Origin of the sequence: Saccharopolyspora galaxeae, assembly GCF_016526145.1 — a bacterium.
GTDB lineage: Bacteria > Actinomycetota > Actinomycetes > Mycobacteriales > Pseudonocardiaceae > Saccharopolyspora_C > Saccharopolyspora_C galaxeae.
Genome location: NZ_JADDUE010000018.1, coordinates 45,614 through 60,934 on the forward strand (window position 1 = coordinate 45,614; position 15,321 = coordinate 60,934).

Here is a 15,321-nt window from a genome sequence, read left to right on the forward strand (position 1 = left end):
CTTCTGCCGACAGCCGGTGTCTGATGGGGTTGCCCGGTGTTTGATTGGGGTTGCGCGGTGTCTGATTGGGGTTGCGCAGCTCCGCGTGTCCCGACCCACCTCTCGAGCAAGGAGCAGAACGTGTCGCAGAAAGCGCTGCTGAACGAGTCCGGCCGATGAACGTGCGCACCGAAACCCGCGGCCGGGTCGCGGTGATCCGCATCGACCGGCCCGAGAAGCGCAACGCCATCGACGCCGTGACCACCCGCGAACTCGACGAAGCGCTGAACCGGTTCGAGGACGACGACGAGATCTGGGCGGGCGTGCTGACCGGCACGCCGGAGTTGTTCTGCGCGGGCACGGACATCGTTTCCGGCTCAGGTGGGCCCACCGAACGCGGCGGGAAGTACGGCCTCGTCCGCCGCAGCCGGACGAAGCCGCTGATCGCGGCGGTCGAGGGGCTCGCGCTCGGGGGCGGTTTCGAGGTCGCGATGGCGTGCGATCTGGTGGTCGCCTCGGATGCGGCGTCCTTCGGGCTGCCGGAGACGATGCGCGGCTTGGTCGCCACCTCCGGCGCGCTGCTGCGCTCGATGCGTTGCCTGCCGCTGAACGTCGCGCGGGAACTGCTGATCACCGGTGCGCGACTGGATGCCCGCCGTGCCTACGACATCGGGTTCGTCAACCGGCTCGCCGACCAGGGCGCGGCGGTGGAGTCCGCGCTCGCGATGGCCGAGGAGATCTGCGCGGCCTCACCGGCCGCCGTCCGCGCGACCCTGCAAGCGCTCGAGGAGCAGTGGGCCGAGGCGGACGACACCGGCTGGGCGGCGACCGCGCGGGCGCAGGAGCGCATCGAGTCCGGGCCGGACTACCAGGAAGGCCTGGCGGCGTTCGCGGAGAAGCGCGCGCCGCGGTGGAGCGGTCCCGGGCCGGTGACCTGAGTCCTCAGTGGACACCGGTTCGCGGCTGGCAGGACGCGGAGCGCGGCGGCTGCTACCGCGAATCGGTGCCGGAGCCGGGATCGGCGCGGTAGATCGCCCGGTAGCGCTCGGCGGCCTGCTCGTCCATCCGGCCGCGGACCGCCGAGCCGTGCCCGGGCGGAAAGCCGTGCCTGTTCAACCGCGCGTCCACGCTCTCCACCGAACTCGTCAGCACGATGCGCAGCACCACGAGCAATCCCAGCAGCACCGGACCCAGCGCCAGCGCCCAGGACCCGCTCATCCAGTACAGCGCGATCAGCAGGACCGCGGCCAGGGGAGCGATGAACAACATCCCGCGCACGCACACCCGCAGCACCCACGTGCGGCAGGTGGCGTCGTGCAGGACCCAGTCGCGGTAGCGCTCCGGCAGCGTGCCGCCGTACTGGTAGTACAGCCACAGCAGCGGATTCGGACGGTCGATCGCCACCACGACATGTTAAGCGAGCTCAGTCCGGCACCGGCCGCCCGTCCGCCAGTCCGGCCAGGCCCCACAGGTCGCGCCAGGTGTGATCGGCGGGTTCACCGGCCGGCTGCGGCTCGTCGTGCCGGTTGATCCAGGCGGTGCGCATCCCGAACCGCTTGGCGGGCGCGTTGTCGTACTTGAAGCCGAACGCCACGTGCCGGATCCGCTCCGGGGTCACCCCGATGCGTTCGAGCGCTTGCCGGAAGAACTCGGGGTCGGGCTTGTAGCTGCGGTAGCTGCGGCCGAGGATGTCGAACTGGATCCGTTCCCACTGGTCGCGCAGCTCGATGCCGGGCACCGACTCGCGGTCGCCGTTGCGCAGCGACGCCGTGTCACTGTTGCGCAGCGCCAGCCCGTAGCGGAACTGCGCGACACCGCCTTCCCAGTCGGTCAACGTCCCGAAGTTTGTCGAAGGTCGCCACCTCGAACGGTGCTGCCATGTCCACCTCCCGTGTCCGGCGCACAGCTTGGTCGATCGGCTGCCCGGTCGACGATCCGGGACGCGGCACCCTCGCACTGCCGCCACGAGGCGATTCGGCTTACGGGGTGTGCCGGCTGCTAGCCGGAACCGCGCAGTCGCAGCCGGAGGCCGATCGGCGCGGGCTCGCTGTTGCGTCGGAACTCGCCGATTTCACCGCCGGAGAAACGGGCCTGAGCTCGCCGGTCCCCGGTGTCAGGGCCCCGAGTTGCCCGTGCAGGACGCGAACGTGAAGGGCCCGGTGCTGGTGTTCTCCGCGACGACCTCGCCGTCGATGGTGAGCCTGCACTTGATGTCCCCGCCGTCGCTGCCGTTCTGCACGGTCAACATGTAGACGTCGAAGCCGTCCGACGCGGCCTGCTCCTTGAACCACGGCAACTCGGGCGAACTCTCCTGGGACTGCCCGCTGCCGGTGCCGTACGAGAGGCTCATCGCGTCGCCGCTCCCGGTGACTTCGTATCGAACCGTCCCCGAAGCGCCTTGTGTCGCGGGTTCGGTGTCGATCGGGTTCGGTGCGCCGGTCCCGGCTCCGTTGATCGTCTTGTCCAGCTGCTGGACCAGCACCGCTTGCACGACCACGGTCAGCACGATGGCCAGCACGCACAGCGCTGCGCCGATCGCGGCAACGACCTTCTTGGTCCCGAAAACGGCGATGACGGCCAGGATCAAGCCGACGAACGCGGCCACGGCCGTCAGGTTGTTGAAGATCGGCAGGATCGAGCCGCAGACCCCGACGATGCCGAGGATCAGTCCCGCCCAGGCCAAGCCTCGGAACCTCTCCTGCGCCGGTGCCTGCGCGGGCGGGTACTGCTGCGGTGCTTGCGGATAGGTCAAACCGTCCCCCTCTGTCAGGTTTCCTCGGTTGATCACTCTATACACATGGTCAAATCCGTTTCGTAGTCGCGGTGCTCACCCCCGGCTGCGGGTGAGCAGGAAGTCGACGAGGTGGCCGGTGAGACCGTCGAGGCAGGATGTCGTGGTCACGTGGCAGCGTGCAGCGGCCGGAGCGGGCACCGAATTCGCCTGCGGAACAAGGAGAATCCATGAGGGAACTCGATCCACGCACTCCGGTGCTCGTCGGCGCAGGGCAAGCTTCGGAACGCGTCGACGATCCCGGTTACCGGGGCATGTCGCCGGTAGAGCTTGCTGCGGAGGCTGCCCGTGCGGCGCTGGGCGACGCGCAAGCGGACGGCCTGGCCGCGGCGGTGGACACGGTCGCCGGGGTGCGCCAGTTCGAGATCTCCACACCGGGCGCACCCGTGCCGCTGGGCAAGTCCGACAACTATCCGCGCTCGGTGGCGGGCCGCATCGGTGCCGCCCCGCGCCGCGCGATCCTCGAAGTGGTGGGCGGGCAGTCGCCGCAGCACCTGGTCACGGAGCTGGCCGGGACGATCGCGGCAGGGGAGTCCGAGGTCGCGCTCGCGTTCGGCTCGGAGGCGATCTCCACGAGCCGCCACCTGGCCCGGGCCGAGGACAAGCCCGATTTCACCGAGCACGTCGACGGTGACCTCGAAGACCGCGGCTACGGCCTGAAAGGGCTGATGACCCGGCACCTGGCCGCCCACGGGCTCACCGACGCACCGAGCCAGTACGCGTTGTTCGACAACGCCCGCCGCGCGCGGCTGAAGGAATCTCGCGACGAGTACGCCCGCGCGATGGGCGAACTGTTCGCCCCGTTCACGAAGGTCGCCGCCGCGAACCCGCACGCGGCCGCCCCGGTCGAACGCGACGCGGCCGAGCTGGCCACGCCCACCGACCGCAACCGCGTGATCGCGGATCCGTACCCGAGGTTCCTGGTCGCGCGCGACCAGGTGAACCAAGGCGCTGCCGTGCTGCTGATGTCGATCGCCGCCGCCCGGCGGCTCGGCGTACCGGAAGACAAGTGGGTGTTCTTGCACGGCACCGCGGATCTGCGCGAGCGGGAGCTCATGGAGCGGGCCGATCTGTCGAGCAGCCCCGCTTCGGTGCTCGCGGTGCGGCACGCGCTGGATGTCGCGGGGATCGACATCGCTGACGTGTCCACTTTGGACCTCTACAGCTGCTTCCCGATCGCGGTGTTCAACATCTGCGACGGGCTGGGGCTGGACCCGGCGGACGCGCGCGGGCTCACGCTCACCGGCGGGCTGCCGTTCTTCGGCGGTGCGGGCAACAACTACTCGATGCACGCGATAGCCGAAGCCGTCGCCCGCCTGCGCGCCGACCCCGGCACGTACGCGCTCGTCGGGGCGAACGGCGGGTCGCTGAGCAAGTACTCGGCCGGGGTGTACTCGACCACGCCCACCGGCTGGCGCGGCGACCGCAGCGCGCAGTTGCAGGCCGAGATCGACGCCTGGCCCGCGCCGGAGGAGGCGCTGCAGGCCGACGGGTGGGCCACCGTCGAGACCTGCACCGTCAAGCACGGCAAGGACGGCCACCGCACCGGCATCGTGATCGGACGGCTGGAAGGCGACGACCGGCGGTTCATCGCCACGACCGAAGACGCCGAAACCCTCGACCTGCTCTCGACCGGTGAGCCCATCGGCGCCCGCGTCTACGCGCGCTCGTTCGGTTTCGGCAACCGCGTCACCACCACCGAGCAGCGGATGGACGCGCTGTTCCCGCCGCGCCCGAAGGTGCTGCGCGAGGACTACGAACACGTGCTGGTGCGCCGCGACGGGCACCTGCTCGAGGTCACGATCAACCGCCCGGAGGCGCGCAACAGCCTGCACCCGCAGGCCAACGAGGAACTGGACGAGGTCTTCGACGCCTTCTTCGCCGACCCCGAGCTGTGGGTGGCGATCCTGACCGGTGCCGGGGACAAGGCGTTCTCCGCGGGCAACGACCTGCACTACTCCGCATCCGGCAAGCCGATGTGGGTGCCCAAGAACGGATTCGCGGGGCTGACCGGCCGCCGGGACATGACCAAACCGGTGATCGCCGCGGTCAACGGATACGCGATGGGCGGCGGCTGCGAGATCGCGCTGGCCTGCCAGCTGGTGGTGGCCGACGAGACCGCGCACTTCGCGCTGTCCGAGGTCAAGGTCGGACTCGTCGCGGGATCCGGCGGTCTCATCAGGCTGCCGCGCGCGGTGCCGCCGAAGCTGGCCAACGAGATGATCCTGACCGGCAAGCGGCTCACCGCGGCCGAAGCTCAGCAGCACGGCTTGGTCAATCGCGTCGTCGGCCCGGGCGCCGCGCTGGAGGGCGCTCGCGCGCTGGCCGCCGAGATCCTGGACGGCTCACCCACCTCGGTCCGCGTCTCGTTGCAGATCATGAACGAGACCGCGGGCATCGCCGACACCGTCGACGCGGTCGCGCACCCGTCACCCGCGTGGGACGAGCTGATGGTCAGCGAGGACAGCGTCGAAGGCGTCACCGCGTTCGCCGAGAAGCGCCGTCCTCGCTGGCGCAACCGCTGATCGCTCGTGCTCCGGCACCGAACCCGGCCCAGCAACGGAGGGAACCATGCGGCGAGGTCGTCGGTTCGTTCGCCGAGCTGCGCGGAGCGGGTGCGCTCATCCGCGAACTCGCCGCCGCTCACTCCTTGCGATGCAGTCGGCTTTCGCCGCCGATGTGTTCGCTGCGCGCAGTTGTGCGGATTTTCGGCTGGGAATAGTTGTTTTGGAATATGCCGAGCAGTTGGTGGATGGTTTCGGTGTGCGAGAAGGTGCTGCTGACGCCGTCCGGTAGTGCAAGGTGCCATTGACGTGCAGTCCGGATGCTCGCGAAGATGAACGCGGGAAATGGACGGTCGTGTTCGTCGGCGCTGAGGAGAATGTATGTCCGGTGCCCAAACTCCGGAATTCCAGCTGCTCGAGCAGAGCGTCGGCTACTTCTACTCGGCCGCGCTGCGCGCCGCCGCGCTGCTGAACATCGCGGACCACCTCGCCGGATCGGCCAAAAAGCCGGACGAACTGGCCGAATCGGCGGGGGTGCACGGGCCGTACCTGCATCGGCTCCTTCGCTTCCTGGCCACCCGGGACGTGTTCGCCGAAGACGACGCGGGCAGGTTCCACTTGACTCCATCGGCGGAGTTGCTGCGCACCGATGCGCCGCGTTCGATGCGCTCGGCCGTGCTGATGCTGACCGACCAGGTTTTCTGGAAGCCCGCAGAACTGCTCGACGAGACGGTGCGCGCGGGCGCCACGCGGTTCGAGGAGGTCTTTCCCGCGCCGTTCTTCGACTGGCTGGCCCAGGACGAGCAAGCGGGCGATGCTTTCCACTTCGGCATGGCTGCGATGTCCGATTCGGAGAACCGGCGGATCGCGGCGGACTATGATTTCTCCGGCTGCTCGAAGCTGGTCGACGTCGGTGGTGGCCAGGGCGGCTTCCTGGTGGAAGTCCTCCGGAAGTCGCCGGACCTGCACGGCGTGCTCTTCGATGAGGAGCACGTCCTCGCGCAACATCGACTCGGCGAAGTCCGGCATTCCGGCGGCTGCGAAGCGGTTATCGGTGACTTCTTCAGCGCGGTGCCGCCCGGTGCCGATGCCTACGTCCTCAAGCGGATCCTGCACGACTGGGACGACGAGGAAAGCACGCGCATTCTGGCGCGGTGCCGCGAGGCGATGGACCCGGACGCCCGCGTCCTCGTGATCGATGCGGTCATCCCGGCGGGAAATGAGCCGCATCCGGGAAAAGCGCTGGACATGCTGCTCATGACGTCGCTGTCGGGCAAGGAGCGGACCAAGGCGGAGTTCGAAGCGGTGTTCGCAGGTGCCGGGCTGTCCGTGACGCGCGTGATCCCCACATCCACACCGCTGTCGATCGTGGAAGGCGAGCGGGAGTCGGGATAGCCGCCGCGGCAGGAGTGGATGCGCCGTCGCCCTACCGGCTCAGCCGCGCTCGACCGTCCCCGGCGCGGAGATCTCTTGTGGTCGACTTCGTGCACCGTCTACGGTCGCCGAAACGCGTCGCCAGTGCGGGCGGTCGTGGGTGCGCTGAACGCCGCGTTCTTCCAGCCGCGGCTGGCGGCCGCTGGAAGCCGCCGGTTCGATCGGACTCGCCGAGTCGGCACCCGAGCCGCGGGGTTCGCCGGCCGCGGCCGCACGCCGACGAAATCGGCCCGGAAGGAACGAGATGACCGCGCCCATCGTGCTGACCGCCGCACCCGTCGGCTTCGCCCCGGACGGCTCCGTCGACCTGGCGGCCTCGCGCCGCATCCTCGAGTTCATCGCGGATTCCGGCACCGACGGGGCGTTCGTGCTCGGCACCACCGGCGAGTTCCCGAGCCTGAGCAGGCAGGAGCGGCACGAACTCGCGAAGGTCAGCCTCCAGGTGCTGCGCGGCAAGCGGGTAGTGGTGCACGTCGGCGCGCCAAGCGCTTTCCAGGTCCGCTCGCTGATCGCGGACGTGCGCGAGCTGGGCGCGAGCGCGGTCGCGGTGATCACCCCGTACTACCTGCTCGCCGGGGACGACGCGATCGTGGAGTTCTACCGGTCGGTGACCGCCGCGGCCGACGACCTCGAGGTCTACGCCTACCTGTTCACCGCACGCACCGGGAACACCGTCGGACCCGAGCTGCTCACCCGGATCGCGGCGTTGCCGAACGTCGTCGGCGCCAAGATCAGCGGCGAGACGATCGAGGCGGTCGCCGCGTACCGGGAGGCGGTTCCGCCCGGCTTCCAGCTGTTCACCGGTGGCGACCGGGACGTCGCCAGGGCGGCAGCGCACGGTGTCGACGGTGTCGTGTCCGGGGTGGCCTCGGTGTTCCCCAAGCCGTTCGTCGAGGCCGCCGCGGGCGCGCACGACGACGAGGCGGCATCCCGGTTGCAGACGGCGGTGGACATCGCCGTCGATGCCGTGCGCGGTGATCCGGAGCGGATGAAGGCCGGCTTGGCGTTGCAGGGCGTCGCCGCCGGAACGAGCCGGATGGCGCTCGACTCGGTCGACGCCGAGGGACGTGCCGAGCTGGAGCGCGCGATCGCCGCGCTGAGGTGACTCCCGCGAGGGGCGTGCCGGTAGCTTCGAAGTGCTGGTCGTGCCTCGCAGTCCGGGCGTTCTCCCCGCGGCGCCGGGAGGTCCGCTGTGGTCGGCGCAGCGAAGCCGGCGGCACGGATGCCGCCGGCACGCTCGTCATTTCGGGTCGAGCACGAACACCGGGATGTGCCGGTCGGTCTTTTCCTGGTAGTCGGCGTAGGACGGGTAGGCCGCGACGGCCCGGTCCCACCACTCGGCTCGTTCCGCGCCTTCGACCTCGCGTGCCACGTAGTCCTTGGTCACGGTGCCGTCCTGCAGCGGGAACTCGGGGTATGCCTTGATGTTGTAGTACCAGCTGGGGTGCTCGGGAGCGCCGCCCTTGGACGCGATCACCGCGTAGCTGCCGTTGTGCTCGACCCGCATCACGGGGGTGTAGCGCAGCTTGCCGCTCTTCGCGCCGCGCAGGGTGAGCAGCACGATCGGTGACCCTTGGACGTCGAGGCCCTCGGTGGTCCCGGTTTCGACGATCTTCTTCGTCTGTTCTCGCACCCAGTCGGTGGGGTTGAACTCCACGGTCTCGTTCGACATGTGGGAGATCAACAACCTCGGAGCCGCCGTTATTCCGCGGATCCGCGGTCGGGAATCGGGCGGGCGCAGGCAGCGGTCGGTGCAGTCCGCCCCCGCGGTGCCGCTGCTGCTGTCCAGCCGTCACCGGTGACCAGCCGGACGCTTCGCGCGAAACCGGTGCGGGACCGAGATCGTCATGACTACCCTGACGCGAAGCAGCCGTCGCCCCATCACCAGCACGACCGGCTGCAGGCCGTGTGCAGCACCTTTCGGGAGACCAGCGGGAAACCTGGGTATGAGCCTGACTTCGTTGTTCGCATTCGTCCTCGTGCCCGCCTGGTTCATCTACCGGCTGGTGCGCGACCCGGGCAGTGCGGCGCTGCGAGCGGTGGTGGCCTGCCTGATCCTGCGGGCCGCGGACAGCCCCGCGGTCATGGCCGCCCTCCGCGACGCCTTCCACCTCGCTCCCGCGGTCGAGAAGCTGATCAAGAATTACGCGCTGGCCGGCAGCTGGTGTTGCTTGCTGCTGTTCTTCCTGTTCGCCGCCGGTGCCGGTGCGCGCAGGGCAGCGCGGGAGGCGGCGATCCTCGCGGCCGTACTGGGCGTGCTGACGCTGGCGGTGGTGCTCACTCCGAACCCGGATGCGGTTTACCCGACCGGCCCTGCGCTGGCCTCCGCCCGCTATCCGACGGTGCTGGTCTTCTACGTGCTCGGCAACGCCTACTTCGCCTATGCCACCGGCGCGGCGGCGATGTGGGCGGTGCGTTATGCCCGCGAATCCACCCGCAGGACCCGTTTCGGATTGCGACTGGCTTCGGCAGGTCTGGCCGCTTTCGCAGCGCTGTCCGGGTTGCGGGCCGTGCTGATCGTGTTCCCGCACGCGCCTGCGTCGTCCGGTGTCGTGAACAAGCTGATCGGCCCGTCGCTGTGGCTGTTCGTGCTCGGGGTGTGCGTGGCCGGTGCGGTGGCCCGGCTCGCCGCCGCCTGGGTGTGGTGGCGGCACCGCCGGGTCTACAACGATCTGCAGCCGTTGTGGCAGGTCTTGCACGAGGCGTTTCCGGCGGACGCGCTCGACACGCACCGGCGCCCGGCGCCGTGGTTCGACCGGATCTCGCCCGCCGGCTTGCATCGTCGTTACTGGCGGCGGCTGATCGAATGCCGGGACGGGCTGGTGCAGCTCTCCCCGCACCTGGTCGATGTCGGGTTGGATCCGCAGCAGCCGGGCCGCATCACGTCCGAGCAGCTGCTGGAGGCTCTCCAACTGCGCAAGGACGGTGTGGTGCCGAGCTCGACGAGCGCGGTCCTCGTCGCCGCGCCGGCGGAAGGCGAGGACGCCGAAGCCGACGCCGAACAACTGCGCCGACTGTCGCTGTCCCTCGCCCGCTGACGTCCCCGACTCCGAGGTTCCCTTCCTTGCAACGCCTGCTCACCGCCCGAACCCTGCTGCGCGGACCAGTCGAGGACCGCATCGACGAAGGTGCCGTGCTGATCGACGGGGACACCGTGGTCGCCGCCGGGCCGACGGACGAGGTGGCCCGGCGAGCCGGGCCCGGAATCGACCGCGAGGACTTCCCGGACGGCACGATCCTGCCGGGCCTCATCGACGCGCACGTCCACCTCGCCTTCGACGGGACGGCCGAGGTCGTCGAGTCGTTGCAGCAGGTCGGTGACGAGCAGCTGCTGGCCGAGATGGCCGATCGCGCGCGCCGCATCGCAGCGACCGGTACGACCACCGTGCGCGACCTCGGGGACCGGTCGGGGTTGGCGCTGCGGCTGCGCTCGGCCATCGCCGGCGGCGACCGGTTCGGTCCGCGCATCCTGTCCGCCGGTGCCCCGTTGACGACTCCGGGAGGGCATTGCTGGTTCCTCGGGGGCGCGGTCGCGGGGCGCGCGGAGATCCGCGAGCACATTCGCCGCCAGGCCGAGCAGGGCGTCGACCTGATCAAGGTGATGGCTTCCGGCGGGCACGTCACGCCCGATTCACCCAAGCCGTGGGAGGCCCAGTTCAGCGACGAGGACCTGCGGTTCATCGTCGACGAGGCCCACCGGCGCGGGCTTCCGGTCGCCGCGCACGCGCACGGCACCGCGATCATCCGCTCGGCGGTGGACGCCGGGGTCGACACGGTCGAGCACTGCACTTGGATGCGCCTGGACGGCCAAGGCGGTCTCGACGAGCACCCGGACATCGCCGAGCGCATGGCCGCTCGCGGCATCCGCGCCTGCCCGGCCTGGCCCTCGGACTGGCCCGCGCTGGTGCAGGCGCTCGGCCCGGACATCGCGGCCCGCTCCACGGGCAACATCGCGCGTACCGCGGAGTTCGGGGTTGAACTCATCGCCGGGACCGACACCGGGGTGATCCGTTCACCCGCCGGGGCCGAACCCGCCGACGCGCTTGAGCTCTACACCCACCGGATCGGCATGTCACCGGCTCATGTGCTGAACATGGCCACGGTCCGCAGCGCCGCCGCCATCGGACTCGGCGAGGTCACCGGCGCGCTCGTTCCCGGCCTGGCCGCCGACCTGCTCATCGTCGACGGCGACCCGACGGAGTCCCTGGACGCACTCCGGCACCGCCGGCTGGTGCTCGCACGAGGGCGGACACCGCAGTGACACCACTGATGTTTTCTGATCACGCGGTGGGGTATCCGATCAACGTCGTGACGTTGCCGTGAACTACCAGGGCGCGGGCACGTCGTTTCGTCGCCGACTGCTGGATTCCGGCCCGGGACGGAACGGGAATACGGGGCACCGCCGCCGCGGGTGCTCGGTGCCCTGTCGCTCAGCACCTCTTTGCAGGCGCAGGAAAGGAACACCAGTTGTCTTCGTACGTGACGCTGAACCCGACCACCGGCAAGACCGAGCAGGAGTTCGCCCAGCTCGATGATGCGGCTGTCACCAGGGTTCTGAGCCGATCGGACGCGGAGTTCGCCCGTTGGCGCGCGACACCGGCGAGCGAGCGTGCGCGGCTGCTGATTCGGGTTGCCGATGCCTACGACGCTCGTCGGGAGGAGCTGGCCAAGCTCATCTCGACCGAGATGGGCAAGCCGATGCAGGAGGCGGTCGGTGAAGTCGAGCTCGCCGCGGCGATCTACCGCTGGTATGGCGAGCATGGACCGGACCTGCTGGAACGCGAGGTACTCGATCCGCAGGGATCCGAGGAGTCACTGGTCCAAACCGGGCCCATCGGTTCGCTGATCGGGGTGATGCCGTGGAACTACCCCTACTACCAGGTGGCCCGGTTCGTCGCCCCCAACCTCATGGTGGGCAACACCATCATCCTCAAGCACGCCGCCATCTGTGCCGCGTCGTCGGAAGTCATGGCCGAGATCGTGCACACCGCCGGTGTGCGCGAGGACGCCTACATCAACGTGTTCGCCAGCAACGACCAGGTCGCCGACATGATCGCCGACCATCGCGTTCGTGGCGTCTCGCTGACCGGCAGTGAGCGCGCAGGCGCGTCGGTGGCCGAAACCGCAGGCAGGCACTTGAAGAAGGCCGTCCTGGAGCTGGGCGGCTCCGACCCGCTGATCGTGCTCGACGATGGTGACATCGAGCGGACCGCCACGATCGCCGCGCAGGCACGGCTGTCCAACACCGGTCAGGCCTGCAACTCGCCCAAGAGGATGATCGTGGACAACGGCAAGATCGACGACTTCGTGTCGATCATTACCGATGCCTTCGAGTCCGCGAAGGTGGGAGATCCCACGGACCCGGGCACGCAGGTCGGCCCGCTGTCGTCGATCACCGCGCGGGACACGGTGGTCGAACAGGTCCGACGCGCGGTCGAGCAGGGCGCCACCCTGCACACCGGGGGCGCCGCGGTGGAAGGAGACGGGGCCTTCATGCGTCCGGCCGTGCTGACCGGCGTCACCAAGGGCATGGACGCCTACTCCGAGGAGATCTTCGGACCGGTGGCCGTGATCCATGGCGTGGATTCGTCCGACGAGGCGGTCGCGTTGGCCAATGACGTGGGCTTCGGGCTCAGCGGTTCGGTGTGGGGCAGCGACATCGAGCGCGCCCAGGAGATCGCCGACCGGCTCGAGGTGGGCATGGCCTACATCAACGAGCACGGCACCACCCTTCCCGGCCTGCCCTTCGGTGGTGTGAAGCGGTCCGGCTTCGGGCGCGAGCTCGGCCGCTGGGGCATGGGCGAGTTCGTCAACACCCGGCTGCGCCGGACTTCCACGACCAAGAAGTAGACGCACCCGTGGGGCCACGAGGAGCACCATCAAGTCCGGCAATTGGTTGTCGGCCTGCGATGTCCGGTACGCGGCCGGCGGCCCGTGGGTGTCGGTGGTGCTCGTAGTGGTGCAGGAACTCGGGCAGGGCCGCACGTCGTTGCGCCGACGGCGGTCCTGCCGCCCTCCTGGTTCTCCACGCCCGGACTTCGTTCTCCATGTGCAACTGCCCGCGGTGCTCGACGGGCCCGCGTCGAACGTGGCGGCCCCGCCGGGCCGAGGGGATCGGGGGTCCCGGCGGGCAGCTCCAGCCGGTCATGGGACGTCATCGGGGATCGGCATGGGGCATCGGGTGTCGGCGAGTGCGGTCACCGGTCAGGTGGTGATGCGGTGGCCGAGGAAGACCGGGCGGTTGGCTTGTCCAAGCAGCAGCGGCAGGAGTTCGGCCGCGCGGACCCGGCCCCACCAGCCGTGCTGGGCCGGCCGTCGAGCGTCACGGACGTGCCGGAGACTGCATTCAGCCTTTGATCAGATCGACTGCCAGCACTGACGGGTGACTGCCAAGGCCCGGCGGAAAGCTTCTGCGGCAGCTTCCGGACTCTTAGCGTCAGCGGTCGGCAATGCCGTCGCTTTCCACATTGGAGTTTCGAATGCAGAAGCCAGTCAACTGGATCGTGTCGACCATGATCGTGCTGCTCGCGCTCGGCGGTGCAGCTCCGGCGGCCGGCGCGATCGAGCGCGTGGAAGCCGCACCGCTTTCCGCGCCCGGGATCGCGAAGGACTGCGTGGCGAAGAACAACCCGGAGGACATCGCCATGAGCTTCATCGAGCGGTGCCGCAAGGGCAGCATTCACCGGGAGTTCCCCGGTACGCATTACTCCCAGCGCCTCGGCGACATCCAGCGCGGCCAGTCGAAGGCCGACAAGACGGCCTGGAAGCTGCTGAACGACGGCCGTTTCATGAAGTAGCATCACGCTCGCACGCGACGTGCGCGGGGACGGCGGAGTCGATCCCGCGCACGTCCTGCCCCGGAAGTGGTCGAACTCCGGAAATGGCTGCTCGTCTCCGAAGAAGGGTCGCAATGGCGCCGGACGAAGAAGCGAGGAACGAACCGTACATCGCGATTCTGCTCTACGAGTCCGCGAGCGACGCGAGTGACTACGTGCCGCTCTACCGGGAGGACGTCGTCCTGCTGTGGGCGGCGAATCCGGAAGCGGCGACGCGGCGGGCCGAGCAGCGGGGCGAGCTGGCCGAGACCAGCTATCGCAACCGCGCCGGTGAGACCATCACGTGGAAGCTCAAGCACATCATCGACGTCACTTCCGCGCTCGAGGCCGACCTGGGCGTGGACGCGGACCTGCATTCCCGGCACTTCCGCGATTACCAGGCTTATCGGAGTTTCGAACCCTTCCTGTCCGGCTCGATCGAATGAGGGCCGGCGCTCATCTTTCGGTCTCTATAACCAGAACCTGGGAGTCCGCGTGGTGCAGCTGAACCCACCGCTGCCACGGTGTCCGACGACCAGTAGCGGCGAGCCACCGGCGACGTTGACGAGGGACGGAACCGGGTGACCGCGCACGGCGACCGCCCGGCCGTGACCTGGTCCTGACACCAACGGCAGTGCTCCACCTGCGCGCGAGACCACGCGAGACGAACGTGGTCTGTCCACTGTGGTCGAACTCGTCGAGCCGGCTCGGTGCTGATCGAGCGACCTCGTCACGCGAACAGCGACATCACGAGGATGATCGGCAGCGAGATCACCGAGGCGAGGGTCATCGGGATGGCGTGCGTCTTGACCGTTCCCCGGGTGGTGAAGCCGAGCAGCGACTGGAACATCCAGAAGAAGTTGCTGCTCACGTGTGGAACGAAAAGCGCACCGGAGCCTGCCGCGAGCGCGACGAGCACCACGGGCGTGTCGAGGCTGCCGGCGATGGGTGCCAGGATGCCGGCCGCGGTGATGCCCGCGACGGAGATGGACCCCAGTGCGATGTGCAGCACGGCCGCGACGAGCCAGACGAGCAGCAGCGGTGGCAGGAAGCCGGTGGAGAACGCTTTGCCGAGGACGTCGGCCATCCCGGAGCCCTCGATGATGGATCCGAGCGAGCCGCTGATGCCGCTGAGCACCAGGATGGGGCCGCACTGGCTCAGAGCGGTGCCGACGGCGGCGCTGATCTCCTCGCGCGGGCGGACCCGGCTGGCCAGTGCATAGGCGAGGCCGGCGCCCAGGAACAGCGCGATGACCGGGTCGGTCAGCAAGGTCACGGTGGCGGACTTGATCGACAGCGCCTCGGCCGCAGCCCCTGCGGCGATGAGCAGCAGGCTGACGAGGACGGGAGTGACCGACACGAACAGCGCTGGTTCGCGCCGCGTGGCACCGGCCTCCTCCTGCACCGCTTGCTGCGTGCTGGTTCGAGCCCCGCTCACGCCGGACTCACCGGTGACCGGCTCGCGGTTCGGGCTGCGGGAAGCGGCGGACCCGGTGCTGGGCTGTTCGGACGGGGCGTCGTGAGCGAGGGTTCCGCTGTCGACCGGCTCGTCGTCGTCGGCGGCCAGCTCGTCGAGCTCGGGGGTCCACTTCATGACGCGCAGGAGACCGGCGTAGGCGAACATCGTGAGCAGCGCGGTGGGCAGGCCGACGGTGAGGCCCAGCAGGAACATCTGGCCTACCTGTATTGCCCTGTGAGGTTGTGAATGCGTTGGGCTGGTGTGTGGCCGTTGAGGGAGGTGTGGGCGCGGTGGTGGTTGTAGGTGTGTAGCCAGGGGTCGAAGGCGTTGCGGCGTTGG

At 69.3% G+C, this 15,321-nt stretch carries 15 protein-coding genes and 1 pseudogene; 10 read left to right on the forward strand and 6 right to left on the reverse strand.

Annotated features, from left to right (window positions below; all coding sequences use genetic code 11):
* The first annotated feature begins 155 nt into the window (after window positions 1-155).
* Entirely contained in the window at window positions 156-917 is a 762-nt protein-coding gene (locus INP57_RS28000; protein ID WP_200073373.1) for an enoyl-CoA hydratase-related protein, read from the forward strand.
* Window positions 918-969: 52 nt separating this feature from the next.
* Here INP57_RS28000 and INP57_RS28005 read toward each other — a convergent pair whose 3' ends face one another.
* The 3 genes from INP57_RS28005 to INP57_RS28015 form a co-directional block, all read right to left on the reverse strand.
* A complete protein-coding gene (locus tag INP57_RS28005) occupies window positions 970-1,383 on the reverse strand; it encodes a DUF5313 family protein (RefSeq protein WP_200073374.1) in 414 nt (137 codons plus the stop codon).
* A gap of 19 nt (window positions 1,384-1,402) precedes the next feature.
* A complete protein-coding gene (locus INP57_RS28010) occupies window positions 1,403-1,813 on the reverse strand; it encodes an HAD family hydrolase (RefSeq protein ID WP_200073375.1) in 411 nt (136 codons plus the stop codon).
* A 279-nt stretch (window positions 1,814-2,092) separates the two neighbouring features.
* Window positions 2,093-2,731, reverse strand: a complete 639-nt coding sequence (locus tag INP57_RS28015; protein WP_200073376.1) for an MmpS family transport accessory protein — start codon at window positions 2,729-2,731, stop codon at window positions 2,093-2,095.
* Window positions 2,732-2,940: 209 nt separating this feature from the next.
* On the opposite strand from INP57_RS28015, the gene INP57_RS28020 reads away from it, so the two are divergent.
* The 3 genes from INP57_RS28020 (at window position 2,941) to INP57_RS28030 (ending at window position 7,813) form a co-directional block, all read left to right on the forward strand.
* Complete coding sequence (locus INP57_RS28020) at window positions 2,941-5,295, forward strand: acetyl-CoA acetyltransferase (protein ID WP_200073377.1); 2,355 nt, start codon at window positions 2,941-2,943, stop codon at window positions 5,293-5,295.
* A gap of 360 nt (window positions 5,296-5,655) precedes the next feature.
* Window positions 5,656-6,669, forward strand: a complete 1,014-nt coding sequence (locus INP57_RS28025) for a methyltransferase (RefSeq protein WP_200073378.1) — start codon at window positions 5,656-5,658, stop codon at window positions 6,667-6,669.
* A 283-nt stretch (window positions 6,670-6,952) separates the two neighbouring features.
* The gene (locus tag INP57_RS28030; protein WP_200073379.1) at window positions 6,953-7,813 is read left to right on the forward strand and encodes a dihydrodipicolinate synthase family protein; all 861 of its coding nucleotides are present in this window, start codon (window positions 6,953-6,955) and stop codon (window positions 7,811-7,813) included.
* Window positions 7,814-7,948: 135 nt separating this feature from the next.
* On the opposite strand, the gene INP57_RS28035 is transcribed toward INP57_RS28030, so the two are convergent.
* Window positions 7,949-8,380, reverse strand: coding sequence for a nitroreductase family deazaflavin-dependent oxidoreductase (locus tag INP57_RS28035; RefSeq protein WP_200073380.1), 432 nt, complete (start codon window positions 8,378-8,380; stop codon window positions 7,949-7,951).
* A 274-nt stretch (window positions 8,381-8,654) separates the two neighbouring features.
* On the opposite strand from INP57_RS28035, the gene INP57_RS29900 reads away from it, so the two are divergent.
* The 6 genes from INP57_RS29900 to INP57_RS28060 all read left to right on the forward strand — a co-directional run bounded on the left by INP57_RS29900 (window position 8,655) and on the right by INP57_RS28060 (window position 13,969).
* Complete coding sequence (locus INP57_RS29900; RefSeq protein WP_233628501.1) at window positions 8,655-9,746, forward strand: MAB_1171c family putative transporter; 1,092 nt, start codon at window positions 8,655-8,657, stop codon at window positions 9,744-9,746.
* Window positions 9,747-9,772: 26 nt separating this feature from the next.
* Window positions 9,773-10,969 (forward strand): amidohydrolase family protein, encoded by a 1,197-nt coding sequence (locus INP57_RS28040; protein WP_233628509.1) that lies wholly within the window; start codon window positions 9,773-9,775, stop codon window positions 10,967-10,969.
* 206 nt (window positions 10,970-11,175) lie between these two features.
* Window positions 11,176-12,558 (forward strand): NAD-dependent succinate-semialdehyde dehydrogenase, encoded by a 1,383-nt coding sequence (locus INP57_RS28045; RefSeq protein ID WP_233628511.1) that lies wholly within the window; start codon window positions 11,176-11,178, stop codon window positions 12,556-12,558.
* 369 nt (window positions 12,559-12,927) lie between these two features.
* Window positions 12,928-13,065: a hypothetical protein gene (locus INP57_RS28050; protein ID WP_200073382.1), complete on the forward strand. Its 138-nt coding sequence runs from the start codon at window positions 12,928-12,930 to the stop codon at window positions 13,063-13,065.
* A gap of 122 nt (window positions 13,066-13,187) precedes the next feature.
* Window positions 13,188-13,505 (forward strand): hypothetical protein, encoded by a 318-nt coding sequence (locus INP57_RS28055; RefSeq protein ID WP_200073383.1) that lies wholly within the window; start codon window positions 13,188-13,190, stop codon window positions 13,503-13,505.
* Between the two features lie 113 nt (window positions 13,506-13,618).
* Complete coding sequence (locus tag INP57_RS28060) at window positions 13,619-13,969, forward strand: DUF4288 domain-containing protein (protein WP_200073384.1); 351 nt, start codon at window positions 13,619-13,621, stop codon at window positions 13,967-13,969.
* A 284-nt stretch (window positions 13,970-14,253) separates the two neighbouring features.
* Here INP57_RS28060 and INP57_RS28065 read toward each other — a convergent pair whose 3' ends face one another.
* Both INP57_RS28065 and INP57_RS28070 read right to left on the reverse strand, forming a co-directional pair.
* The gene (locus tag INP57_RS28065; RefSeq protein ID WP_200073391.1) at window positions 14,254-15,195 is read right to left on the reverse strand and encodes a GntT/GntP/DsdX family permease; all 942 of its coding nucleotides are present in this window, start codon (window positions 15,193-15,195) and stop codon (window positions 14,254-14,256) included.
* 5 nt (window positions 15,196-15,200) lie between these two features.
* Window positions 15,201-15,321: pseudogene (locus INP57_RS28070) on the reverse strand (IS481 family transposase); the annotation flags it as partial.

Bases quoted from the DNA above. Each gene is read 5' to 3' on its own strand.
- INP57_RS29900 (WP_233628501.1), top strand. From the start codon at position 8,655: ATGAGCCTGACTTCGTTGTTCGCATTCGTCCTCGTGCCCGCCTGGTTC.
- INP57_RS28065 (WP_200073391.1), bottom strand. From the start codon at position 15,195: ATGTTCCTGCTGGGCCTCACCGTCGGCCTGCCCACCGCGCTGCTCACG.
- INP57_RS28020 (WP_200073377.1), top strand. From the start codon at position 2,941: ATGAGGGAACTCGATCCACGCACTCCGGTGCTCGTCGGCGCAGGGCAA.
- INP57_RS28060 (WP_200073384.1), top strand. From the start codon at position 13,619: ATGGCGCCGGACGAAGAAGCGAGGAACGAACCGTACATCGCGATTCTG.
- INP57_RS28000 (WP_200073373.1), top strand. From the start codon at position 156: ATGAACGTGCGCACCGAAACCCGCGGCCGGGTCGCGGTGATCCGCATC.
- INP57_RS28035 (WP_200073380.1), bottom strand. From the start codon at position 8,380: ATGTCGAACGAGACCGTGGAGTTCAACCCCACCGACTGGGTGCGAGAA.
- INP57_RS28025 (WP_200073378.1), top strand. From the start codon at position 5,656: ATGTCCGGTGCCCAAACTCCGGAATTCCAGCTGCTCGAGCAGAGCGTC.
- INP57_RS28055 (WP_200073383.1), top strand. From the start codon at position 13,188: ATGCAGAAGCCAGTCAACTGGATCGTGTCGACCATGATCGTGCTGCTC.
- INP57_RS28030 (WP_200073379.1), top strand. From the start codon at position 6,953: ATGACCGCGCCCATCGTGCTGACCGCCGCACCCGTCGGCTTCGCCCCG.